Consider the following 23923-nt stretch of genomic DNA (forward strand, 5'->3'; position numbering starts at 1 on the left):
AAGTTTCTGCCGCCCGGTAAGCTGAATGTAGGCGGAGAATTTTGAGGGCGCAAATATAAGTGAATTAGCAAGGGATTAAAACCTTCCTGACCGTGCAAACACGCCAATTTATCGACCAAATGGTCAACTTTTTAAAACCTTGTGGAAACTTTGCTATACGGGTGGTTAATCAATGATAAACACTATGACTTACAGGTACAATGCAACAGACAGCAGCTTCCGCTCCCCTTTTTCTATTTTGCTAACGCTGTGCATGTACTTATCTGGCCGAAAAAAGTAAATGCGATTAAAGAGGTTAAAGATAACTTTCTCTGCCCAAAATTGACCGCCGCGCTTCGGCTTTTTTAGTACCACATTAAATTTAAAGTAACGCCCGCTGCCCATAGGATCATTATGTTCTAACACTCTATGACCCTCTTTGTAGGTAACCACATTTATAGCAAATCGTTTTGAAGAGATTAAAGCCTTGTTGAGCACTTTAGCCATGCTATTTCTGCCTTTACTGATGGGAACGTATCCTAATTTAAACACGCGAGGCTATGGTCTGGAAGCGTATGCTGAGTTCGGATAATGCTTTGATATACGCGAAACGTATATGCCTAGGAATACAAAAGCTAGGCTAAGGTGGGGTTTGTCCACTTCATGATTTTAGCGTTTTCTTTTTGCGCGCTGTTTCCATTACTCTTGTCATTCCCGTCATCATTACTTTTTACGGTGTAATAGTTTTTGCGGGTTTCAATATGCTCAAAACCGGAGCTCTCGTACAGCGCAATAGCAGTATCATTACTTTCACGCACTTCTAGCCACATTTCACGCATTGCATTTTTCACCGATGCCTCAATGACAAAATCAACTAAAGCCCGACCTACACCCTTGCCTCTAGCGCCACTGTCTACCGCAATATCCATCAGCGTGGCTTCATCAACGACTTCAAGCATAATGGCATAGCCAATAACCTTATCATTATCAAAGGCAAACACCCCGTAATAGGGTTTGGTGAAACAGTCTGCGAAGGTACTTAGTTTCCAAGGCGACACTTGTGCCTCTTGATGGATAGCATGAGCAAGTTCAATGTGCTCGTTAAAGCCTTGTGGCGGTACGATTGTTAACTTCATCGACGCGACTACTGGCCGTTAGCAGAGTGGTTTAATTCGCGTGCTGCGCTGATAAGCTGCGCCCACAGCTCCCGTTTTTGCACAGTGGAGAGTTTAAGCGGTGTGGCTGGCAATATAATGGCCGATTTGGTTACCGATAGCGTACGGCCAATCATTATGGTGCTAGCCCAATGTGACGGTATACCCAACTGAACACAGGCTAGCTGTAAGTCTTTTAGCCACTGCTGTGACTTCGCTTTCTGTTCGGCACTTAACGGGATACCTTCAGGCGATACTGGCCCTTTTGTGTCAGTAGGCTTTGTGAAAGACGCTTTCGAGGTAGGCGCATTGTCGTAAGCCGTTGACGTACTGTGTGACTGAGAAGCCCCTATTTCGACTCTATCTACTTTCTCTTCATTGTGCGACGTGCTAAGTGTTGAAGGTTTTGCTGCCCCGCCGTCTTTAGATTTAGCTTTATCTTTCGCGCTACTGCCAACATTTGCCCTCAACTGCGCAACCCGTGACTGTTTTTCTTCTTGAGAAATTGGCGTTGAAGACGGCTTATTAGTTTGAGCGTTTTGGCTATAGGGTAATTGTGTCGATGAACTACTAGCGTTGCCGCCCGTGCGCTGTGCTGCATTGATATCCGCTTGGCCTTCTTTCTTTAGCTCAGTGTAGGCGTCTTTAGTTATCCAAACTGGGATCCCCATTTCCTGTAAAACCGCCTGCTGATATGAAGTAAGAGACATTGCGTAAAAAACCTAACCTGGATAGTTCATTATATTTGTTTAGTTTACTAAAGTTGCAGGCGTGGTTGAACAACTATCGCGTTTTTTACTTGGTTTACACTTTTCCTTGAAAATACTTGGCCCAGTAACTCGTTATGTGTTTGAACTTGTAAAATGGTAAGCAGATATCGCACAAATCCAGAATGTAGGCATTAGACAACTAGACTGAAAATTACGCTTTAGAGAATGTAGAAAAAAAGATGTTAAGATTTGAACAAGAACAGTCACGATAAGAGAAAGTGGCAGGGGTGGAGGGACTCGAACCCCCAACCATCGGTTTTGGAGACCGCTGTTCTACCAATTCGAACTACACCCCTAGCGCGCTGTGCATTATACGGATGACATTAAAAAGGTAAAGCCTTTTTATCACCACCTCGAACTGCATGCTCATTTAACATGCAATACGGTGTATTTTCAAACGAACAACGTCTAATATACTAAGTCGAATTTACCAATATAGATGGCTTCACAACTAAACAAAGCCTCTAGAATCATCAATGTGGTTACTAGAGTTAACTCGTCTTCAGTTTATTTAGCTGCTCTATTAATCTATGCGATGACCCGTAAATGTTTTCAGCACTGACCTCTGACTTTTGCGAGAGTAACGCTATTTCCTTCGTGGCGTCGCCGATCACTACCATGTTTTTATTTAACTCTTCTGATACTTGGCTTTGTTGTTCAGCTGCAGCAGCAATTTGAATTATCCGATGGTTAATTTCTTCAATTTCTTTCACGGTTTCTTTCATTTTTGCAAACGCTTCGTTAGCACGAGAAGCGGCATCCTCTGCTTTTTGCGTGCCTTTTTCAATAATATCTACAGTATGTGTCACTTCATTTTGTAATGCTGTGATCACCTGTGAAATTTCGCCAACCGACTCGGCTGTTTTTGATGCAAGGGCTCGAACTTCATCTGCGACGACACTAAACCCCCTTCCATGATCGCCAGCACGTGCGGCTTCGATGGCGGCATTGAGCGCCAGCAAGTTAGTTTGTTCAGCAATTGAACCAATGACATCGAGAATCTTTCTGATATTTTCACTGCGCTGTGACACAGCTTTTACGGCGTCGGAAGCCCCGCTAATTTCATGAGATAATTCCGATGCTTGCTGAGACGCGATAGACACTTCTAATTCAGTATCTTTCACTGACTTTGTTGCTGCACTCGTATTGTCAGCGGCTGAAGATGCCGTATTTGCCACTTCTTGTGCAGTCGATGACATTTCTGTAATGGCGGTAACGATAGTTTCAATTTCAGCTTGTTGAATTGAAATTTGTTGGTGTGCTTTTTGGGCGTTCTCTTTACTGTTTTCACTCTGGTCAATAACTTGTATGCCTGCTTGCTTTGCGGCTTCTAATAGCTCTCTAACTGTTTCCCTAAATTGGTTGAACCCGTTACTTAGATTAACAAGTTCTGCATGGGAGTGAACGTTGATAGATTGAGTCAAATCACCACCTTGTCCCGCTAGCTCAATCATTCGGTCAGACACCATTTCAACAGGTCGAATAATACTTCGTGTAAAAATTTGTATTAGCACGAGCGCAATAACGGTAAGCACAACAGCAATAATAAATGTGTTAGATAAAATGCTGGTTATCTCGCCTTTTATCATCTCAGACACGCTGTTCACTGGCTGCATCGCCGTATCAACATTAATGCCCACAACTAGCTCCCAATCCACGCCCGCACTTTCAATGACAATTGGCTGAACCACATACAAAAAATTGCCAATGGTCGTCGTTACATCTTTGCCCGAAGTTTCCAACAACGCTTTGCTCTTATCAAACACATCACTAAAAGGCTTTGCTAAACTATCTTCGTGATCGGTTGCTGCCGCCAAAAAACCTTTGTGGCTGACGATGTATACTTTTGCGTTACCGCCATATAAAGACGCCTTAAGATCACTAGCGAGTTGCTGAAGGATGGGTAAGTTTAGATCTGCCCCCACTACACCTCTGAACTTACCTTGCGCTACGACCGGCACAGCTAAACTTGTCATTAATTCACTATAGCCTGGGCGTATTTCGTAGTTATAAGGGTTTGAAGCGCAGGGTTTTAATGTGTCTGCTGAGCAGAGATACCATTCGGCAGCTCTGAAACCATATTGGTCAAGCGTGGTGTCGTGTTTTTCTTCTGAATCTTCTATCGGCTCTTGTGAAATAGCACCGCTGTCTTCTTTTACAAAGTAAACTTCAAAAGTGCCTTTTCCTTCTACGGAATGAGAATAACCACTGGTGAACTGACTATCGCGCCCATCAAACTGGTTGTCTTCGAACTGTGCATATAGCGATGACACGTCGGCGGCTTTGAGCGCGCCCCCTACCATAGACTCTACTTGCTCGCGCGTAAGGGGAGCTTGAATATCTCCTTCGATGTTACTTTTTATCTGTGTAGCTATACTTTTAGGTACAGAAAACGACTTTTCAAACAGATTACCTATTTGGGCGGCGATAGTGTTCGCGCGAGAGCGAACCGTGCCTTCAATTTGTGCTGAGACTTCATTGCTGACTTCATTAACAATAACCGATTCAGTTTTATTAAGTGAATAAATACTCACTGCAATATAGCAGGTGGACATAACGACAAAGAGTGCGCCAACAACAAGAAGTAACTTTAGCGATAAACTTTTCCCTTCAAAAAACATGGGCTTTCCCCGTACAAACATCTATGCATGCGTGCCATTTTGATTTAAAACGTAAACGTGTACCCTACTGTTGCGAGTAGTTTGACATCGTTATCATAGTCTAAATCGGTTTTTTCTATGCCTAAACTACAGGCTAAACCTAGTAACTCAAAAGCCGCTTCGGCCTTCAAGTGGATGTAGTCATCATCGTTGGTATCCCAACTGTAAATATTAGGATCTAAACTAGTGGAACGATCAATTTGAAACGATAGGTATACGCTATCGTTCAGTTGATAGCCTTGAGAAAGCGCAACAATGTAGTGCCTAGCACCTACACCAAAATAATCGTCGGTATACCAAACTTGAATGCGAGTCTGGTTATAGTTGAGCGCAACGTAGGCCTCAGTATAGTTAAACGCGCTGCTATCATCGCCTCCTAAATAAAGGTAGCGCGCAACACCAACATCGTAAACTATACTTGCACTTATGTTTCCCGTATGTCCAGCATAAAAATCAACTTCGTAATCGGTACCTTGCCCATAATCTACTCCCGAGGCAAAACTCCCCGCATACCAACCTGAATCATTCCACCAATCTACAGAACCTTGTAACGTGGGTTCATCGTTAGTTTGTGATAAGCCGTTGAACAAATAATCCGACACTAAGGTGGAAGTAACAGACACATCGGCATAACAAAGCGGCGAAAACACACAACTGAAAAGCATCCCATTGGTAAAAGCAGAAAGTCTGAGCATAAGCGTATCGGATATAAGATTTAGATTAAGTATATAGCGTAGTTTAGTAAACTGTTTTATGACAAGTTGTTACAAGCGAATATTAAAAATAAGCGACTAAATTGTTGCAGGCGCTCTGACAGAAATGTATGTCCCTTTCGATAGTGGAGTACCATGTTGAGATAATGGTATTAACTATGGGCTTATTTCTTTAACGTTTAATTCTAGATTGGCGTTTATAGCAGTTGCATAGATAATCGCCCACGCAGAAGGCGCTGGTGGTTTCCTAGCAAAGCATGGGAATGCGGGAATGGTTGCGCCTTTTCAAGTTCCCAGAATAAAACTAGAAACCTTGTAAAACCTTCCCGGAGGGCGAGTTTAAAATACTGCGAGCTTAGCTTTTATTTATCGTTATTCGCATTGAGCGCAGCAAACCACAAATCGTTGGTGAGAGAGACAATCTCGATGAACAGCTCAAATTTCCCAAACGCCTCCGCCTCATTGATATTCATTAGCTCGGCGTAGTGTTTGACCAACTCTATACGTCCATCACCTGCAAGTTTATTAATCAGACAACAGCTTGCTAAGTCGAAGTAGCGGTTTCCCATCGCTGCATACTCCCAATCAATAATTTTAAACGTGTTATCTGAATTTATAAATAGATGACTAGTAAGCAAGTCGTTGTGACACAGCACATAGTCGTCATTGTCTCTCTCGGTTTTTTTTACCGTTTTAAGGAGCGCTTGTGCCTTCAAATAAAGTTCACTACTTCTATCGAGCTGTGCAACATCCCTGTAATGCTGCCATCTCAATGCTAAATCTAATCCCTTGGCGTTAATTGGAAGTGAATGTACGCGAGCAAGGGTTTTAGCCAGCTCAAATGTAGAAGGCGCAGTACAGTTGCTATGGTCTAACCACTGTTCAACCCAGATGGTTTCATCTTCACTTAACCACACAGGTTCTGGTGCTATCCCCTCCCTATATAGTTGTTGCTGCAAAGCAAACTGATGCGCGCGATTTACTCCGCTAAAATCATCATCAGCCAGCCATTTGACCGCTAAATCAACAGAAGTATCTTCCTGCTTTTGTAGCCCACCATTTTGAGGATTGCTTCCCCTCAAAGAGAGTTGACTATTTTTAGACTCTTGCACCCGGTAAACGCGATTTACCGCACCAGCTGGATATACCGAAATTTTCACACTGTCGCTTAGATTAAGCACGTTTTTCAGCGTGGCGATGATATCCAACCTGTTCACCTTGTTTTTTATATTGTACTAACCACTGACAATAGCCAAACACCGCAAAGCCTACGTAGCCCAAGAACAGGCAAGCTGACAACGCATAGCCCACTTGCAGGTATAAGTACGCAGAAGCTAAATTTATGAAAAACCAGTACACCCAGTTTTGCAGGATTTTATGTGCCACCATGAATGTGGTGACCACACTCAATAAATTAATACTTGCATCTAATAGTAGGTACTTACTATTGAACTGTGATCCTGCCACTTCAGAAAGAGCCCAAGCCATCAGTAACATGCTCGGCACAATGAGTAAATGTGTCCATAAGGGCCAGTAAAGAACAGGCTTAACATCACCGTCTTCCGCCCTTTTTGACCACTGATAATAACCGTATCCCGCCATTATCATGTAAAAGAAATTAAGCGCCGATTGAAATGGCAAAGTCACCTGCCAGAACAACCAGGTATAAATTGCCGTGCTCACAAAAGCACATAGCCAGCACCAGCTATTTTGTTTTGCAGCTAATAATACGTAGGCAATGGCGAGGGCCACCGCTACCCACTCCAAAAGCGAAGTAGCGGCAATTTGATAGGTGAAATCAGAAAAGAAGCTAGCCACTACGACGATTTTCTCGCTTGCATTGCGTCGAAGTTTAGAAACTTGGCCACGAAAATAGCCTGCCCCACTTCTTCGTGCGTTCTTTGCATTTCTTCACCAAGCACTTTCATAACCACACTGTAATCCCCCGAGACCTGTGTGCTGGTTGAACTTGTTGAAACCGCTAAATCACTGTAGCTATTTAACCTATCAATAAAATCTTGAATAGGTGAAATATATTCGTTAACCAAAGGGTACAACGACAATTCAACCATAACTTGCATGTCTTTTTCCTTTTTTTAAAATGCGTATTTCACGGTAACACCGAACTGACGGCCGTTACCTATTTGGTAATAAGGCTTAGATTTATCTTGTTCAAACCCGTCGCGAGGGTCATTGTTGAAGAAAAAGCCCCGAGTATAATACTCACGGTCAAACGCGTTCTGTATCCAAAGTGCAGTCTGCCAATTCCCATGGAGTATCACTAATTCTGAATTAACAAGCGTAGTACTTGGAGAGGTGACATCATGGCCGTCAGAAAAACGGTATTCGCTTTTATAATCTACATCTACCCGCCACAGCATGTTATTGGTAAGGGCGTACTCACTGTAAAGGTTTGCTGTCCACTTAGGAGATTGAGCCTGCCTTTGTTCTGATACCTCGGTTCCATTAGCAAGCGTATAATCCTCAAAGGCTGCACTTAAATAACCTATGCTGGCATCTAATGTCCATGCATCACTTGCAAACCAACGTAGCTCAAGTTCAGCCCCTTTGTTTGTTCCTAAATCGGCGTTATCGATAATATCCACGAAACCTGTCGTGCCGTCATCACGCGTCACAACGTCATAATCGCTTACTTGGGTATCTTTTCTATCCATGTAGAAAATTGCAGCACGTGCAATTAGGCCAGGCGTAAGTAATGGGCCCTTTACGCCTACTTCGTAGTTCCAGTTGTATTCTTCGTCGAAAAATCTCTGATTGTCATTCACGCGGCTGTCGGGGTTAAAGCCTGCGCCTTTATAACCGCGTGAAATACTTCCATAGTAAAAATGGTCGCCCTGCGTGTACTGAAGCGCTACTTTCCCGCCAACCATGGTGGTATCGAACGCGCGTGTGAGCTGGTTGTTATCAGCGTAATCAAAATCGTAGTTTTCTACTCTCAACCCTGCTACAAGCTTTAAGTTGTCCTTCAAACGGCTTTCTGTCTGAGCGTAGATAGCGGTAGTCGTTGGGCTGTATTCACTGGCAAAGTCACTGTCCAAATACGTGTACTGACGTAGCAACTTTTCTTCCGTGTTTTTATAAAATACACCTACTGTCCAATCTGTCATACCGTCAAAGAGTGCGGCACTATCAGACGACACAAAGCGTAACTCACCGGTCTGTGTTTGAACATCGCGGTAGTAGGCATCAAAAGACGTGTACCCCCCTGGGTGAAAGCCAGTGAAAGTCCAATCCTCATCGTAACCATACGCGATATTATGAGAAGCATGGGTTGCAATAAGAATAAAATCTCCCGCTGCGGTATTGGTTGTCGAGCGCGCGCTTACGGCATGAGTCTGATGTTCGTCAAAACCCGGCTCATCAGACAGCGTGATATTACTATTGTCTAATGAAAACGCATCGTAACCATTATCAATGTCGTACCAGCGATAGGTAAGCCCAAGTGTAGTTCGCTCACCTACGTCGCCTTTAACGGCAAAGCGTAATGCGGTTTCATCAATATTGTTGGTATCATTTCTATCAAGAAACGTATTCTCTACAAAGCCATCGCTACGGTTATGGACCAGCGCAATGCGGTAGCCCCAGTCAGCATTAATGTCGTCGCCAGTCGCCCCCTCAATACGGTAACTGTCTTTGTTTCCAATACGTGCTTCAACGTAATCAGGCGCGTCACTACCTACACTGTTGCTAGAGAGTTTAACCGCCCCAGCCAGTGCGCCCGTGCCATATAACGTAGCCTGGGGGCCGCGATAGACCTCTAGCTGTTTGGTATCAAAAATAATACCTGCAGCTGCCAAACCAGAGAAATCAAATTCATCAACGATAAAGCTCACGGAAGGGTTAATAGGTTCAGCAAATTGACTGCGTTCACCGATGCCACGAATTTGGACAAAACGCCCGCGAGAAGCGCCTGTAGCAAAGTTTACGTTGGGAATACTGTTAAGCACGCTATCGATATGGCTTGGTTGGCGACTGCGAAGGCGCTCTTGATTTAATATTGTTGCGCTGGCGCTTAATTGATCTAGTGTGGTTTGACGAAAATCACCAGATACAACAACTCGCTCAATGTCAGAAGGCGCGCCGTTCAAGGTGCTGCTTACCGGGGCTTCTTGCCCGTAGGCCGCAACAGAAGAAACAAGCAATGATAGTGTGAAAAGTGTTTTATGCATGGGATCTCTTGTTCTTATTTAAGAAAAAAGATCCGGGTCTAACGGCAGGTGATAAGGCTATATTGTGAACCATCCCTACGCCGGTATTATCCGGATCAGGTTTAAGGGTTCCCACGAATGTGGATCTCAGACCGAAAACGGACACCCCTTGGTATAGAATTGCGCTGTAAAAACTCACAGTCACAACATCAGTGACGGAGTCTACCAGTTCGATACACGCCGTCAAGCAGATAAGATGTTAGGCTAATACAAGGTTTTATAAATGATATACGGCCTTCATAGCGCTCGAACTATTCAGCGTCAATATTCATATTTAGACGGCGTACTTCGTCATCAGTTTGCGCTTTAAGGCCTTCCAGCGTTTTGCCGTGCTCAGCAGGCTGGCGCGTGTCTGGGTCAACTTTTACGAACACAATGTCGTCCGCAAAACAGATGGTTTTCTTCGTTGCTTTATTGCGCACTAGGCAACTTACCGTTATAGAAGTACGGCCCACCGCCTTAGTTTCTAGACCAAACTCTACGATATCACCCTGCATAGCCGGTGATTCGAAGCTAATTTCACCGATGTGCTTCGTTACCAAACAATTGGTTTCTAACTGACAAATTGCCCATATTGCGGCTTCTTCGTCTATCCATTCTAACGCACGGCCACCGAACAAAGAATTGGCGTAATTGAGGTCGTTTGGCATAACTAGACGCCGAGAAAGAAAGCGCATTCGAATTCCTCATAATAAATCGCTACTATAGCGTTAGATTATACCGAAAAAACTAATATATGGCGCTAACTCAATTACGCGAATGGATACTCGCTCCTTACCGCGAAAATAGCTGCGAAAACAGCTCACACATAACTCCCTTATTCCACCGTAGATTGCTGATTATTTCTGGTAATGACAATTTTTGTGAAGTGGCGTTACGTGGTATTCAATCCTTAGTGGAAGAAATTTCATCTATAAGTGTTGCAAATTTTACCAGTGACACGTTGAGAGGAAAAAAACGAAAACAAGTACTGGGCAGCGAATGCGACATTGCCACATTAGACTGCCGAAAGTCTTTCAAGCCCGGGGATGTAATGGCAGTGTCTGGTATTGTTCGGCGAAGCGGTTGCTTAGTACTGCTTTGCCCTGAATTGAGTACGTGGGCCAATAATGTATCTGTCTCGTTTTTATCAGAAGGTTTTACACTTACCTATAGTCGGTATCTAAAACGCTTTGTAAAGAACCTGCGTAACAACGCACACGTTGCATTTCATACTGAAGTGAAAACCACACTCCCCAATTTGGCCACCTACCGCATAAGCCAACATTCACCGTTAACCACTTATAGAGGTTCGCTATTTAAATCAGAAGAGCAAGAAAAAGCATACAATCGTTTATATCAAGCATACTCACTTGGTAAGCTAAACGCGCTTGTCACCGCGCCAAGAGGCAGGGGCAAGTCAACGTTGTTAGGCATATTCATAGACTGCCTAATCAGAGAGGGCAAAAAAGTACTATTAACCAGTGAGCGCTTTGACAATGTTAAGAATGTACTTTCGCGCATTCAAACAAACAAAATAGCTGATGTCAAAACTAAGCCTTCAGTGTCATCCGGCAACCAGAATCAAATTAACTTGGTTGGTGAGAGTCGTTCTGTGGCATCAGGTTTTGTCAAATGGGTGCCGCCTGACAGCACCTTATTATACTGTATAGAAGATGAAAAATATGACGTTGTAATTATTGATGAGGCCGCTTCAATTCCCGTCCCGAGTGTATACCGGATAATAGCCACCCATAAGCAATGGGTTCTCAGCACTACGCTCTTAGGTTATGAAGGCTCAGGAAGTGGCTTTGTTCATAAACTTATCCCTAGCTTGCCACCATCAGTTGTACATTTACAACTGTCAACACCGTTACGCTGGTTCGAGCACGATCCCATTGAAGCCTTTTTAACTATGACGTGTCTATTTGAAGACAGAAGTGTGGCGCACACCATTGATGGAATTACTATCACAAAGAAGATAAAAGCGCCGAAGGAATACGATTTTTCCATAAGCTCATTCAAAAGCATTCCAGAGGAGAGGCTCCAGCAAATAATGTCACTACTTTCATTAGCCCATTATCAAACTACACCCGATGATTTTATGCGCTTAATGGATAGCCCAGATATATTTGTGGCCTTGCTTACATTCAATGACGACGTGATAGCCGCAGCAATTATCAACCACGAAGGCGGCAACTACCTTAACGATACTGCAGTAGATATCGCGTCAGGAAAGCGTCGCCCTAAAGGGCATTTAGGCGCACAGCGACTTGCTCTGTTGTCAGCTGATGCAAAAGCAGCAACGTTCAACTACTGGCGAGTCAACCGAATCGCTGTCAACACGGTGGCGCAAAATAAAGGAATTGGCAGCGACTTGCTTCAGAGATTAAGTAGTGAAGCCAAAAGGCAAAATATAGATGCTATTTGTACTTCCTATGGAACAACCAAGAAATTGGACAGTTTTTGGAAAGGAAATGGATTTGAGATTGTCGATTATGGGCGCAAGCCTAACAAAGCCAGTGGCGAAACCAGTGCACTTGCGTTATGTCCTCACACCAACAGAGCAAAAATACTGGTATCTGAATTGCTAACGCTAAAAGACAGCTTTAAACTGGATTACCAATTACACGACGTGCCCAGTAGCATACTGACTATCTATGTGAAAAAGTTAGCAAACTTTACGCAGGGTGCACGCACACTAGATGACGTTTGGCCAGTATTACATAAAATAGCGCGTTATGCAGAGACTTTACCTTCCGCTAACTTGGATAATCAAGCTAATACGCCAAGTAATACAACGTGGCATACGCTATGGCATATTATTGAAATAATGAACACGAAACAGTTACTTAGAAGAGTACTTACACACTCCGATATAGATGTGAGACAACTAGTCACTGCATTCAAAGAAGAAAATCTAAAGGTAAGTGGATTAAAAGAAGTCACTATTTTTATTAGAAAAGCATTAGCTCCTCCTTTCAAACAATATATAGTCTGAAATCTAAGCGTACAGCAGATTAATTTTGTGCAGTTGACTAATAGCTTTCAATTAATAGCCAAAAAAATAATCCCTTGCGAGAAAAACTTACTCACTAAAATTTTGGCCAAAAAAAAGCCCCCCAGAGGGAGGCTTTTTAGCTAAAACCACACATTAAATACTAATACCGCGGTTTTTCGCTTTTTCCTTGATATAAGGTTCCCACGCTGCAGCATTGCGGCGTAGAGAGCGGTCTTTCTTAGCTTCTTGTACATGCTTGTAAGCAGACTTGAAATTACCTGCATAGAAGTTCGCTTCCATAAGTGTGAAATGAATCTTCTCCGGATCTTCCGCGCCGCGCTCTAAAGCATTTTCTAATGCTTTAATTGCGCCTTTGTAGTCTTCAGCTACAAGTAGAAGTGTACCTTGCTTACGATAATGCTCAGGATCTGAACTTTTAGCTGCCGCCTGTGCGTACAGGTTTGCAGCAGTTTTAAAGTTCTTAGCCTGATGATATGCATTAGCAATATTAGCTAACATATCGGCATCGTTTTTCAACAAGCCTTCTTTCATGTGCTTTTCAAGCAACTTAGCAGCTTTGAATGGCATGCCGTTGCTTTGAAAAAGCTGAGCAAGTGTTTTAATCTCAGAATCTTTCTCTAAATAGCCTTGGATGTAAGCCATTTCTAGCGTAGAAAGTGCCTTTTTATAATCCTCAACTAAGATATAGAAAAAGCCGAGACGCGACCACCAAGTTTTTTCCTGCGGGAAAGTTCTCACTAGATTTTCCGCAACAGCAACTGTCTCAGGATACATCTTACGCTCATAGTAAGACGTTAGCTTCAGTACATACGGGTTTTTATTAGGCTCTTCGTACAAAGCAATTGCTTTATCCGCTGGCTCTACCATCTTATCTAATTGCTTAGACTCGTAATAGGCCTGTGCCAAACGTGTATATACGTCCGCATCCTCTTTACACGTGAAGTCCATCCACTGGTTATACCATTTAACGGCATCAGTGTACTTCTCTTCCTGCATGCTCAAATCACCTAAAAGCTTTAGTGTTTGAGAGTGTTCAAGGTCGTTAAGTACCTTTGGCTGAACTGATTCAACTAAGTAATTATACGCTTTACCACCTTGACCTTCCTGCGCAGCAAGCAAGTTACCAATAAAACGTTTAACGTAGGCTTTATCAAAATCGTCCGATGGGTCGATCTCGTAGAGTACATTTAATGCTTCAGTAACTTGGTCTTCGTTGTAAAACTCAAAAGCTTTCTGAACTTTCTTACCGGTTCGCTCACCTACTAGCGTTGTCTTACCCTTCTCATATCCAGGGCAAACAACAGGTGCCGACTGCGCTAGTGCAGCGGGTGCTGAAAGCACCGCACCTGCGCCTAGCACTAAAGCAACGGCTGACATTTTGAATGTACGTTTCATCATGATCATTGCTCCAGTTTAAAGTCTAGCTGTACAAACATGCCAGGTTGTTTAACCGGCTTGCCATCAACGATCTTAGGCTTGTATTTCCACTTACGCAGAGCACGACGTGCTTCGCGGTCGAATACGCGCTTAGGTTCAGCTTCAATAACTTCGATGTCTTCAACACCACCAACCTCGTTGATAGTGAAAGACAGTCTCACCCAACCTTCTCGGCCATCACGGGCTGCATCAGGCGGGTATTTCGGGTCGATACGAACGATAGGTGTAGCTTCACCATCACGCTGCATTGCTCCAACACCACCAATGTTTACACCCACACCACCTGTGTCGATAGCAGGAATAGCTAAGCTAAAGCCATCAGTATCAGGTTCCGCTGTTTCCGGCTCAACTTGCTCCATTTTAGGAGGCTGTGGAGGCGGAGGCGGTGGTGGTGGTGGAACACGAGTACGCGTCTGCGTTTGGTCGTCTGGTTCCTGCATTACAATATCGATAACCGGTGCAGGCGGTACTTCGTCTGCTGGTCTAGATGAATTTTCAATCAACTTCGCCATTAGAACGAACAGGGCAAATGCGACCGCAGCACCTAATACAATAGATACAAGTATACGTAACATCTTATCCCCTTGCCGCTACCGAGACTCGGTTAACGCCAGCGGCTTTAACCTGATCCATAATTTCAACTACTAAACCATGCTTCGCTTTAACATCAGCTTGAATGATTACGTAGTCAGTTGGCTGCTCGGTAAGCAGTCTCTCTATATTCGCTCTTACGCTGTCGGGCGCAACTTCACGCTTGTCTAGCCATACATTTCCGTCTTCCGTTACGGCGATGAAAATGTTTGCATTTTTGTGAAGAATCGCCTGGCTCGCATCTGGCTTGTTGACTTCGATCCCTGCTTCTTTAACGAAAACAGTGGTAACGATAAAGAAGATCAGCATGATAAACACGATGTCCAACATGGGCGTCATGTCGATCTGTGCATCTTCTTCCTCGGTTCTGACTTTTCGAGCCATAATCTCTCTCTCTAATGATGTGGCAGGCTATCAACTAGCCCTTCTCTTGCCAGCTTCACTTTCGCTTCAAGACGTGAACTGATGAACAGCCCAGATAGCGCGGCTACCATTCCCGCCATAGTCGGGATTGTTGCCATAGAGATACCAGCTGCCATTAGACGGGCGTTGCTGGTGCCCTGCGTTGCCATTGTCTCGAAAACACTGATCATACCGGTTACTGTTCCAAGTAGACCGATTAATGGACACATTGCAATAATGGTTCTGATAATCAGCATTCTAGCGTTAAGATCGTCTGACGCTTGAGAAATCCACGCGTCACGGATTCTATGCGCATACCATGATGTGGTATCTGCTCGGGCATCCCAATTCGCGATGATGTTTTTCTTCACCTTTGGGAAGACCGAGGTTAAATACCAGTAACGCTCAATCATTAAAACCCACATGAGAAAGAGCGCGGCAGCAACGAAATAAAGTACGTCACCGCCGGTAGCGATAAAGTCCCTGACCGATTCGAATAATCCAATCAGGTAATTCATATTACGCTTTCTCCGACTCTGAGTGAGCAGCTACGATACCCGCAGTTTGCTCATCAAGAATGTGGATGATTGACTTGCTACGAGAAGCTACGATGCTATGAGTAAGGATTAGAGGCAGTGCCGCGATAATACCTTGAGCAGTAGTTACAAGAGCCATAGAGATACTTCCCGCCATCATACGTGGGTCACCAGTACCGAATAGTGTGATGGTTTGGAACGTCTCGATCATACCTAGTACTGTACCTAGAAGACCTAGTAGAGGAGCAATCGCTGCGAAGATCTTAATAACGTTGATGCCGCTTTCAATTTTTGGAAGCTCGCGAAGAATCGCTTCATCAAGTTTAAGCTCAAGATTTTCCGCATCAGCAGTCTTGTTCTCTTGATACACTTTAAGGATGCGACCTAGTGGGTTACCTTCAGAAGGATTATTTACGTTCTTAAGTTGTGAACGCATTTTTCCACCAGTAATTGTTAGTGTAATCATTTTGTAGATACCAATTAACAGACCAATGGCTAGCATTAGCGTAATTGTGTAACCTACCGGACCACCTGCATGATAACGCTCAGACATGGTCGCCTTTTGCTTCAATAGACCAAGGATTGCACCTTGAGAAGGGTCAGCATAGAACGGAACAACGCCAGAAGTTGCGTCGATTAGTTCGTCAGCAGACGCCACGAAGTGACCATCTGGTTGACGACCAAGAGGCTGAACAACTTCAGCTTCAGAATCGTAAGCTAGATAGCCAGCTTCGCCAACAAGGTTGAATGTACCAACACGAACAACTTCTTGTTGTGAAGAGCCGCCATCAAGATTAACGACTTCTGTAGTGAACTTAACTACTTCACCGCCTTCAGTCATTTCTTTCTGAAGCGCAAACCATAGGTCTTCTAGCTCTTTGATGTTTGGAAGACCTTTAGAATCTTCTGACATTTCAGCTAGGAACTGACCACGGCCAGGGAATTGTGCACTAACAATTGATGTAGAGATACGGCCGTAAGCTTCAGAAGAAGCTTGACGTACAACACCGAACATTTCACCAAGTGTACCTGTAGCTTGGTCTAGCTCAGCCGCTTTTTCGTTTAGGGTAACTTCGTTGTCTGAGAATTGCTTCTGAAGACGGTCACCACGAGCTTGTTCAGCTTTAAGGTCTGATTGTGCTTTGCGAAGAAGCGCTTGCTTGTCAGCACGTGCAGACTGGAACTCAGCTTCGCGTTGCTTGTCTAGGCGAGCTTCAGAAACACGGTTCTGTTGAACTTGGTCTAGAAGATCTTTCAGGCTCTTTGCTTCCTGAGCCTGCGCTCCGGTTGCTGCAACTGCAACTGTCGCAGCGGCTAAAAGAGATTTGAATACTGGTTTCATTAACAATTACTCCGCTGCGCTAATTGGTAGTTTAATCAGATCCGCAGGAATGACATTGTTCGCCATTTTAACTGCGTCAACAACTGAAGACAGATACTCGTCACCCAGTTTTTCCCATGCGCGGCTTTCGTTGTTCCAAACCCAAGCGTGAGTTTGGTCAAGAGAAAGGGCAACAAGCGCTGCACGACCTAGGTTAAAGAAGTCTACAGTAACCTCTGTACCTGCGTCGTCGATAGTACCTTGGTAAGAGTTAATCTTAGTACCGTACTCAACTTCTACTAGGTAAGCTTCTAGCACCTGACGAAACTGCTCTGAAACAGTTACGTTAGAATTAGCCATAAGGTCACGAAGACGCTCAACGCGCTGAAGACGCTCGTCAAGATGAATTGGACGGTCTAGCTTAATAAACTGCTCTAGGCTGTCAATCATGCGGAACATAAGAGGAACGATACCCTGCTTAGTTTGTTCGATGCTGTCGATTTGACGTTGCAACGAGTCGATACCGCGCTGCTGATCTGCAACTAGGCTTGCGATGTAATCGTTGTAGATTTTAAGGTTTTCTGTCTCATCTACTGTTTGACGATACTCAACAAGTAGCTCTTGAGATTGTTCAAACAACGTATTGATTTTTTCTTGAGATTTCGCTGCAGCCGCGTGGATTTTCGCTTCTTCTTTATGAAGATCTTCTAGCGTATCTGCAGAGACTGCGCTACCTGTTAGTGCGAATGCACCCATAACAGTAGAAGCAATAAGAGTTCTCTTGCTCATTTTGGACATAGTTCCCAACCAAATTTCTTATTTGAATCCTCGCCGATAGGAAAATATTCGGGCAAGGGGCGTATAAAACTTTCACAATTTTGTTTCAGGAATGTAGTGCCAACACTAATTGCCAGTACTACGAACTTATTATACTCACATGGAATGTCACGTTTAGTCAAGTAACACACTGTTTACACCTAATAGTTTTCATACTACATGCCTATTTTGTGTGCATTCCTTGTATACTTGCTCGGTCGAATGATGAACACTCAACTTAAAGCGAATAAAAATGACACCTTAATCGATTAACTTTTACTCAGACTATCATTCATTCTACAACCTTTACGATCTTTAGGACCAAGACATCATTTGTGTTTACAAGTTTAGAAAATACAGAGGGGATTACAGTGGGAAGCTACATATTGAGTAAGACAACCTCCCTGATAAGTAACTTACCGTCGCCATACCTAAGATATCGAATAATAGATAGAAATCATTTTTCCTCTTATTTTAAATGGAAGCCATTTTGTAACTTTAACGGGATTTTGATGTTTTTAAGTTAACCTACAATATCGTAGTTTTTATAGCCACTTAATTAATCGCAATAGAACTTACTCATCTGTATTCTACTTTTCAATTTCTTTTAAATTTAAAACTACGTCTTCTTTTTCACTGAGACTTCCGTTTTTCCATTCGCTAATCATCTTTTGGACTAGTTCTAAATTATGGTTGCTCAAATGCATTTCTATATTCGATACTAAAGTATCAAACTCCTGGTCAAACTGTTCTTTCTCGCTATAAGTCTTCATCCAAAAGTAGCGCTCTTCCATTGTAAGAAATTCACTTCCATCGATAGCCCGTGTGACTAGCATGGTATGTGCGTCATGAAAGAGAGCAGCTGAGCGCCCCAACAAGTCGATCTTTTCTGGTGATTCGTAAGGAGTAAGCTTTGCTAATGCGAATAGAGCTTCGGAGCTTCCATTCTCTTGAGCTTTAAAATAGATACTCTGTAATTCTGAATAATTGTATTTTTTAATACCTGTACATGAATAGACTTCATCCCTCATAATTTCAATATTTATGTCATCTTGGTCTGCATGTTTATTTTCCCATTCGACTAGCTCTATCGCATCTTTAGGAAGCGAGTTGCAATAAACTACCAAGTCATGAAACTTAGATATATTAGAATAATCTGCGCTTTCCATCTCATTTAAGTATTCGTTATATACTGCGAACTTTGTCAATTCTCTCACTTCTTCACCTTCAAGTTTGTCTTTAGGTAAAACCTGATTGAAAGTGGAGATTGAGTCCTTTTCTAGAGGGTGATTAGACAATGTTTGAAAAGTCAATTTTGATTCGCTCACACTAACTGGAGAATCACTAATAGTGCTTTTCAATAGTGTTTCTGACTTTAATTCTTTTGTATTCGAATACAAAAAATAAGCAATCAAAAATAACAATATAAATGACGTCAATGTAATTTTCATTACGAATCCTAATTACGAAAGGCCAGAACCCAACGCACTGACCTTCACTACTAACTATATTTAAAATCTAGTTACTATGGAATCTCATAACCGTTGCAAGAATAACAGTATGGGGAAATATATACATTTCGTGTGGTGGTATCACTTTTGTCACCATCTGTAACCGTTAGAGTAACAGTATACGACGATGTACCAACTTCAGGATTTGAAAAGTTGAACGTGACATTTTTACCAGTTTTAGTTTGACTTCCATAACGCCAAGTGTAGCTTAGCGTGTTTCCATCAGGATCTGATGAAGAGCTACCGGTCAAGCTTACGTTTGTTGTCCTAGTATTAGGTGTCCTCCGTGTTTCACGAATACGAGCCGTAGGCGCATTGTTTTTGACAACAGTAACTTCTGCGACGTCACAACCTTCAAGGTATAAATCCCCATTTTTTTCTAAATCAAAATCAAGGCTGCTATCATTAATACTTAAATCTCCGTACGTTGAGCCGCTTATTCCGAAAAATATGCTCCATTCCTCTGTATATACTAATGAAGAGAGCGTGTAGGTGCCCATTCCATGGTAGACATGCTCTGCACCTTCATCGTCTCCCTTTTTATTGTACTGTCTAATTCCATCTCCAAAACTAAAGAAGTAAAAAGAGTCTGACATCAGGTCAGTTAAACCGCCATGGGTTTTTGCGGTAAATCTGTGCGGTACCCCCTTTTGTACGGTGAATCTTTTGATAGTTTTTGTACCAGTAGGAGTATAGACATCAGAATAACCGTCTGGCGTACCCGTAATCGGCATTTTTTGAAAAGCATTTGTGGCTGTACAAGTATCGAAATGGGCGTTTGACCAACTTTTCCTAATTCCTGAAGCATCTGTGACGGTTGGCTCCCAACCTAACTTCCCTGCTTCTACAAAACGATTGGTCTCGTAATAATGGTTTTTATACCATTCAGGAACTGTTGGCGTTTCATCGATTACACCTATTACCAACCAATCAGTCTCACCGAAAAAAATATCATATATTTCTGTTAGAGCATTCCAATAAATGTTGGCAGATACAAAAGGTGCTGCAATTAGTAACATAAGCGCGCAAACGCCTCGTTTAATTATTCTATTTTTCATCTCTGAATTCCTAATCCTATTTTTTTAGTTTTATGTTTACCTAATGAAAAAAAGTGACGGTCTAAATTAACTCTGGCATGTCAAAAAACAGAATAACTTTCCTGACGTTCTTTGTTAAAAGTCAACATTATTCCGCCACCATTAAGCAAATATGAGATTACAACTAAGAATTCCTTAAAACAATGTTTAAAATAAAAACAGTCTAGTAGATTAAAAACTAACCCACGAGTACAAACAATGACTCTGAATCATTTAATATCATCCTAAAGTCAATAATCGTGTGAATCTAAAAATGTATCGACAAGGTTTCAGTAAAGAGGCTTCGCAGGCGAGAGAAAAAAGTATCGAATAGCTAAATTTTAGTGAACTGAGTCGAAATTTGGGAAGATAAATTTTGTGTCAAACAACAAGAAGTATGACATTCACGTTAATGAATTCGTTGTTCGCTAATTAACGAGAGTAACTATTTAGACGCATTCATTAGTCAATTACAAGCTTAAAAAATTTGAAATTCTTAAAACTATTCGAGTGAGCTTATAATAGACATAAAAAAAGCCAGTCCCAATTACAGACTGGCTTTAATTAACGAATTGCTCGGACTATTTAGGTATAGGTTTAGAAGCTAGCTTCAATACCAACATACCAGTATGTTCTAATTGCATCGTAAACGTCCGATGCAGTGTTAGTACCTGTTACGTCACCAGGTACGCCCTGACCTAGGAATGGAGGTTCTTTGTCAAACAAGTTATCAACACCTGCATAAACTTCGTATTTACCATCTTCGTCAAGCGTATAACGAGCTTGAATATCGTGGTAAACATAAGAACCAATCTCTCCAAATGCTGGGCGATCATTTTCAATGTTAACTCTGTCGATAAAACGCGTTGACCAGTTAACAGATAGGTCTTCCCACGTATACGTTAGGCCAATGTTTACACGTAGGTCTGGAACGCCAATTTCACCTTGACTGTCAACAACTTCACCACCTTCAAACGGCGTGAACTCGTTCTTAGTTGAGTATGAACCAATCAAGTTCGCTTTAAGTAGACCTGGGCCAACTTCCGTTGTGTAGTCAGCTGTGAAATCCACACCTTCAGCTTCATACGTAGCAGCGTTAATTGCAAGCGCATCAATACGCAGTATTAAGCCTGAATTAGGGTCACGTTGAATTAGGCTACAAAACGCATTGTCTGGAAAACTGCTTTGTCTAACGCATTGGTCAACAGTAGTTTGAGCTGTGAAAGTGTTGATTGCGTTTTCAATCTCAATGTTGAAGTAGTCAACCGTGAAGTTAAGGTTTTCAATTTGAGAAGGAGAGTAAGCGAATCCAACTGTAATGGTATCAGACTCTTCTTCTTGCAAGTCTGGATTACCGGCTGAAAGTCCACCTGCACTGCGAATGTTAACTGCAAACGGATCAAGTGTTGCTGTGCCTGGAATAGTAGCACAGTTAGCTTGAACAGTAGCAGACTCTACATCATAAACATCATTCGCGTTGCCAGTTGCACTTTGACCACCTTTACCACCGAATGCGCAAGGGTCAACAACGTCACGGAACGTTTCACTACCTGGGTCAAATAACTCGTCAATAAATGGTGCACGCACAGCAGTTGAAATACCACCACGTAGTTTTAGATCTTCAAACACTTGCCAATCGATTGCCAGTTTAGTCGCATCTACACCACCAATTGTAGAGTAGTCTGCATAGCGATACGCTAATTCAAGACCGAAGTACTCCATTAACGGAAGGTCTGAAAATACTGGAACCACTGCTTCTACGAAGTACTCTTGAACGTCATAGCTACCAGTTACGTTTGGCGTGGTGTTCCCCGTTGTTAGACCGCTTTGTGCTAGTGCGTCAGAGTTGAAGCTGCTGTCCTCTGTACGGCGCTCGTAACCGAATGCTACGCCAAGGTCTCCAGCCGGCAACTCTGCAACCACACCTGTAAATGAAAGGCCGAATACTTGCTGCTCCATTCGAGAAGTAGTTTGCGGCTGTACAGATACATAGTCAAGTGCTGCGCCGCTTACTGTATCAGGTCCAAAGAAATTAATTGGCACACAACCTAGGCTTCGCGCAAGCGCATCAGCACATTGTACTGTGCCGTCAGCTAGTGTTTCAGTATCAAGGGCTTGAAGCACGTTAAATGCGTTAGCAACACCCGTATTAACCTGGTCCTGCCCCATTTTACCGAACTGGTAATAAACTTCGTAATCCCAAAAATCGTTGATGATACCGTTAAATCCAAGCACTGTACGGAATGAACGACGCTGCGTATCTGAACGACGGTTGCCAAGTTCAGTGAAGCGACGCTGCATAACCAGTTCTGTAGCGTTAGGATCGATTTCTAGAGCAGCAGCACGCAGCTCATCAGGCATAAACGCATTGTCTAGAGGCATACGAACGTTAGGAACACCACCAACGCTGATGAACTCACCCATGATAGTAGGCTCTAAGCTTGATTCAGCTGAAACGTCTGAGTATGCACTTTCACTAAAGAAGTTAAAGTGTTCGTTGATTTCATAGCTTATGTTAGCGTTGAACTGGATACGCTCGGTAGGTACACGTATTAAACGGCGTGCATTTCGGTCAAAACCATCTTCTGCAGCTACAAAAGGCTTATCGAAAAGGCCTGTAGCTTCGTCTAACGTTCTATTAAAGTTGATCGCCGGATCAGTGGTAGCTTCTACTGTAGAGCTAGGAACTCTAAAACTCCCTTTAGGACCAAAAGAGCTATTTACAGCGTCTGATTCCGAAATTTCACGATCGGTCGCACGTATTGTACCACTGTCACTGAAGCCGGCATAAACTACTGCGTTACCACGACCATCGTCGAAGTTTCCGCCAGCTAGGAAGCTGAAGTCGCGCTCTGTACCGCCACCTTCAACTGAGTCACCATAACGCGCATTGAAGTTAAGGCCTTCAAAGTCATCTTTCATGATGAAGTTGATAACACCGGCAATTGCTTCTGAACCGTAAACCGCTGACGCACCACCAGTTACAACTTCTACACGCTTAACCATATCGATTGGAATCATGCTTACGTCAACAACCGGGCTTCCCGCAAGACCACCAACGTGACGACGACCATTAACAAGGATCAACGTTCTGTTTGCACCCAGGTTTCTAAGGTTAACCGTGTTTAAACCAGTTGCCGTGGTTGAAAAGTTAGAGTTTGTATCTGCACTTCCTGGAACACCCATTGAAGGAAGTTCGTTGATGAAAGATTGAATATCGTTAACACCTGATATTTCTAACGTTTCTTCGTCAAAAACATTGATAGGAGAAGTAGCAACAAGGTCACTACGTGCGATACGTGAACCAGTAACCTGAATTTTCTCTACAGCTTCTTCCGCTGCTTGTTGGTCTTGTGCATGTACATTAGTGGCAAATGAACCCGAGACCAAGCCAGCGGTTAGCGCTAACTTGACGCATTTGGTCAATTTAGTATTTGTAAACATTCTTGTGTCTCCCTGGACGACTAAGAAAAACTTTAGTGTGTTTCTACGATCGTTTATATAACGAATTATTATTAGTAAGGCCAAAACCTCAACTTGATAATAACCGCAACCAAAGCGAAGGGTCAACTGGGATAAGACAAGTGTCTGTTAAAAGTTCAATCTTTTTTCATATTTTTTAGTTTTTTGTACTTAATCCTTTACAGCATCGAGAAGATTAGGGTGTATGTGAATGATTATTAAACAATACGTTGATATATGATCCCCCTTCATCAGAAAGGAGATC

Annotated in this window: 20 protein-coding genes, 1 tRNA gene and 1 riboswitch; of the genes, 1 reads left to right on the plus strand and 20 read right to left on the minus strand. The window is 42.9% G+C overall.

Going from position 1 to position 23923, the window contains the following annotated elements:
• Window positions 1–189: 189 nt before the first annotated feature.
• From V7R42_RS03565 to V7R42_RS03615, 11 genes are all read right to left on the minus strand, one after another.
• Window positions 190–486, minus strand: coding sequence for a 2OG-Fe(II) oxygenase (locus tag V7R42_RS03565; RefSeq protein WP_334018837.1), 297 nt, complete (start codon window positions 484–486; stop codon window positions 190–192).
• Window positions 487–614: 128 nt separating this feature from the next.
• A complete protein-coding gene (gene rimI / locus V7R42_RS03570; protein WP_334018838.1) occupies window positions 615–1115 on the minus strand; it encodes a ribosomal protein S18-alanine N-acetyltransferase in 501 nt (166 codons plus the stop codon).
• Window positions 1116–1123: 8 nt separating this feature from the next.
• Window positions 1124–1843: an alanine acetyltransferase gene (locus tag V7R42_RS03575; protein WP_334018839.1), complete on the minus strand. Its 720-nt coding sequence runs from the start codon at window positions 1841–1843 to the stop codon at window positions 1124–1126.
• Between the two features lie 279 nt (window positions 1844–2122).
• Window positions 2123–2199, minus strand: a tRNA-Trp gene (locus tag V7R42_RS03580).
• A gap of 195 nt (window positions 2200–2394) precedes the next feature.
• Window positions 2395–4524, minus strand: coding sequence for a methyl-accepting chemotaxis protein (locus tag V7R42_RS03585; RefSeq protein ID WP_334018840.1), 2130 nt, complete (start codon window positions 4522–4524; stop codon window positions 2395–2397).
• A 44-nt stretch (window positions 4525–4568) separates the two neighbouring features.
• Window positions 4569–5258: a TorF family putative porin gene (locus tag V7R42_RS03590; RefSeq protein WP_334018841.1), complete on the minus strand. Its 690-nt coding sequence runs from the start codon at window positions 5256–5258 to the stop codon at window positions 4569–4571.
• Between the two features lie 380 nt (window positions 5259–5638).
• Complete coding sequence (locus tag V7R42_RS03595; protein ID WP_334018842.1) at window positions 5639–6484, minus strand: phosphotransferase; 846 nt, start codon at window positions 6482–6484, stop codon at window positions 5639–5641.
• On the minus strand, window positions 6450–7094 hold the full coding sequence (pnuC, locus tag V7R42_RS03600) for a nicotinamide riboside transporter PnuC (RefSeq protein WP_334018843.1): 645 nt from the start codon (window positions 7092–7094) through the stop codon (window positions 6450–6452). The genes V7R42_RS03595 and pnuC overlap by 35 nt, the downstream gene beginning before the upstream one ends.
• Window positions 7094–7357, minus strand: a complete 264-nt coding sequence (locus V7R42_RS03605) for a YkoF family thiamine/hydroxymethylpyrimidine-binding protein (RefSeq protein WP_334018844.1) — start codon at window positions 7355–7357, stop codon at window positions 7094–7096. The genes pnuC and V7R42_RS03605 overlap by 1 nt, the downstream gene beginning before the upstream one ends.
• Window positions 7358–7372: 15 nt before the next feature.
• Window positions 7373–9466 carry a TonB-dependent receptor gene (locus tag V7R42_RS03610; protein WP_334018845.1) on the minus strand — a complete coding sequence of 698 codons (2094 nt, stop codon included), beginning with the start codon at window positions 9464–9466 and terminating at the stop codon, window positions 7373–7375.
• Window positions 9467–9521: 55 nt separating this feature from the next.
• Window positions 9522–9625: riboswitch (TPP riboswitch) on the minus strand.
• Window positions 9626–9756: 131 nt separating this feature from the next.
• On the minus strand, window positions 9757–10182 hold the full coding sequence (locus V7R42_RS03615) for an acyl-CoA thioesterase (RefSeq protein WP_334018846.1): 426 nt from the start codon (window positions 10180–10182) through the stop codon (window positions 9757–9759).
• A gap of 59 nt (window positions 10183–10241) precedes the next feature.
• On the opposite strand from V7R42_RS03615, the gene V7R42_RS03620 reads away from it, so the two are divergent.
• Window positions 10242–12485 (plus strand): GNAT family N-acetyltransferase, encoded by a 2244-nt coding sequence (locus V7R42_RS03620; protein ID WP_334018847.1) that lies wholly within the window; start codon window positions 10242–10244, stop codon window positions 12483–12485.
• Window positions 12486–12638: 153 nt separating this feature from the next.
• Here V7R42_RS03620 and V7R42_RS03625 read toward each other — a convergent pair whose 3' ends face one another.
• The 9 genes from V7R42_RS03625 to V7R42_RS03665 form a co-directional block, all read right to left on the minus strand.
• Window positions 12639–13904: a tetratricopeptide repeat protein gene (locus tag V7R42_RS03625; RefSeq protein WP_334018848.1), complete on the minus strand. Its 1266-nt coding sequence runs from the start codon at window positions 13902–13904 to the stop codon at window positions 12639–12641.
• Between the two features lie 2 nt (window positions 13905–13906).
• Window positions 13907–14518, minus strand: coding sequence for an energy transducer TonB (locus tag V7R42_RS03630; RefSeq protein ID WP_334018849.1), 612 nt, complete (start codon window positions 14516–14518; stop codon window positions 13907–13909).
• Window position 14519: 1 nt separating this feature from the next.
• On the minus strand, window positions 14520–14918 hold the full coding sequence (locus V7R42_RS03635) for an ExbD/TolR family protein (protein WP_012517737.1): 399 nt from the start codon (window positions 14916–14918) through the stop codon (window positions 14520–14522).
• A gap of 11 nt (window positions 14919–14929) precedes the next feature.
• Complete coding sequence (locus tag V7R42_RS03640) at window positions 14930–15454, minus strand: MotA/TolQ/ExbB proton channel family protein (protein ID WP_012517736.1); 525 nt, start codon at window positions 15452–15454, stop codon at window positions 14930–14932.
• A 1-nt stretch (window position 15455) separates the two neighbouring features.
• Window positions 15456–16814 carry a MotA/TolQ/ExbB proton channel family protein gene (locus tag V7R42_RS03645; protein ID WP_334018850.1) on the minus strand — a complete coding sequence of 453 codons (1359 nt, stop codon included), beginning with the start codon at window positions 16812–16814 and terminating at the stop codon, window positions 15456–15458.
• 6 nt (window positions 16815–16820) lie between these two features.
• The gene (locus V7R42_RS03650) at window positions 16821–17582 is read right to left on the minus strand and encodes a DUF3450 domain-containing protein (RefSeq protein WP_334018851.1); all 762 of its coding nucleotides are present in this window, start codon (window positions 17580–17582) and stop codon (window positions 16821–16823) included.
• A 617-nt stretch (window positions 17583–18199) separates the two neighbouring features.
• Window positions 18200–19060 (minus strand): hypothetical protein, encoded by an 861-nt coding sequence (locus V7R42_RS03655; RefSeq protein WP_334018852.1) that lies wholly within the window; start codon window positions 19058–19060, stop codon window positions 18200–18202.
• Window positions 19061–19134: 74 nt separating this feature from the next.
• Window positions 19135–20178 (minus strand): PKD domain-containing protein, encoded by a 1044-nt coding sequence (locus tag V7R42_RS03660; RefSeq protein ID WP_334018853.1) that lies wholly within the window; start codon window positions 20176–20178, stop codon window positions 19135–19137.
• A 615-nt stretch (window positions 20179–20793) separates the two neighbouring features.
• Window positions 20794–23640 (minus strand): TonB-dependent receptor plug domain-containing protein, encoded by a 2847-nt coding sequence (locus V7R42_RS03665; RefSeq protein WP_334018854.1) that lies wholly within the window; start codon window positions 23638–23640, stop codon window positions 20794–20796.
• Window positions 23641–23923 lie beyond the last annotated feature (283 nt).

Origin of the sequence: Alteromonas sp. S015 (genome assembly GCF_036864485.1) — a bacterium.
Lineage (GTDB): Bacteria > Pseudomonadota > Gammaproteobacteria > Enterobacterales > Alteromonadaceae > Alteromonas.

What these genes read in the sequence shown, in the direction of transcription:
- V7R42_RS03615 (WP_334018846.1), bottom strand. Translation starts at nt 10,182, where the DNA reads ATGCGCTTTCTTTCTCGGCGTCTAGTTATGCCAAACGACCTCAATTAC.
- V7R42_RS03625 (WP_334018848.1), bottom strand. Translation starts at nt 13,904, where the DNA reads ATGATGAAACGTACATTCAAAATGTCAGCCGTTGCTTTAGTGCTAGGC.
- V7R42_RS03630 (WP_334018849.1), bottom strand. Translation starts at nt 14,518, where the DNA reads ATGTTACGTATACTTGTATCTATTGTATTAGGTGCTGCGGTCGCATTT.
- V7R42_RS03660 (WP_334018853.1), bottom strand. Translation starts at nt 20,178, where the DNA reads ATGAAAAATAGAATAATTAAACGAGGCGTTTGCGCGCTTATGTTACTA.
- V7R42_RS03590 (WP_334018841.1), bottom strand. Translation starts at nt 5,258, where the DNA reads ATGCTCAGACTTTCTGCTTTTACCAATGGGATGCTTTTCAGTTGTGTG.
- V7R42_RS03620 (WP_334018847.1), top strand. Translation starts at nt 10,242, where the DNA reads ATGGCGCTAACTCAATTACGCGAATGGATACTCGCTCCTTACCGCGAA.
- V7R42_RS03575 (WP_334018839.1), bottom strand. Translation starts at nt 1,843, where the DNA reads ATGTCTCTTACTTCATATCAGCAGGCGGTTTTACAGGAAATGGGGATC.
- V7R42_RS03635 (WP_012517737.1), bottom strand. Translation starts at nt 14,918, where the DNA reads ATGGCTCGAAAAGTCAGAACCGAGGAAGAAGATGCACAGATCGACATG.
- V7R42_RS03585 (WP_334018840.1), bottom strand. Translation starts at nt 4,524, where the DNA reads ATGTTTTTTGAAGGGAAAAGTTTATCGCTAAAGTTACTTCTTGTTGTT.
- rimI (WP_334018838.1), bottom strand. Translation starts at nt 1,115, where the DNA reads ATGAAGTTAACAATCGTACCGCCACAAGGCTTTAACGAGCACATTGAA.
- V7R42_RS03565 (WP_334018837.1), bottom strand. Translation starts at nt 486, where the DNA reads ATGGCTAAAGTGCTCAACAAGGCTTTAATCTCTTCAAAACGATTTGCT.
- V7R42_RS03610 (WP_334018845.1), bottom strand. Translation starts at nt 9,466, where the DNA reads ATGCATAAAACACTTTTCACACTATCATTGCTTGTTTCTTCTGTTGCG.
- V7R42_RS03655 (WP_334018852.1), bottom strand. Translation starts at nt 19,060, where the DNA reads ATGAAAATTACATTGACGTCATTTATATTGTTATTTTTGATTGCTTAT.
- V7R42_RS03645 (WP_334018850.1), bottom strand. Translation starts at nt 16,814, where the DNA reads ATGAAACCAGTATTCAAATCTCTTTTAGCCGCTGCGACAGTTGCAGTT.
- V7R42_RS03650 (WP_334018851.1), bottom strand. Translation starts at nt 17,582, where the DNA reads ATGAGCAAGAGAACTCTTATTGCTTCTACTGTTATGGGTGCATTCGCA.
- V7R42_RS03605 (WP_334018844.1), bottom strand. Translation starts at nt 7,357, where the DNA reads ATGCAAGTTATGGTTGAATTGTCGTTGTACCCTTTGGTTAACGAATAT.
- V7R42_RS03640 (WP_012517736.1), bottom strand. Translation starts at nt 15,454, where the DNA reads ATGAATTACCTGATTGGATTATTCGAATCGGTCAGGGACTTTATCGCT.
- V7R42_RS03665 (WP_334018854.1), bottom strand. Translation starts at nt 23,640, where the DNA reads ATGTTTACAAATACTAAATTGACCAAATGCGTCAAGTTAGCGCTAACC.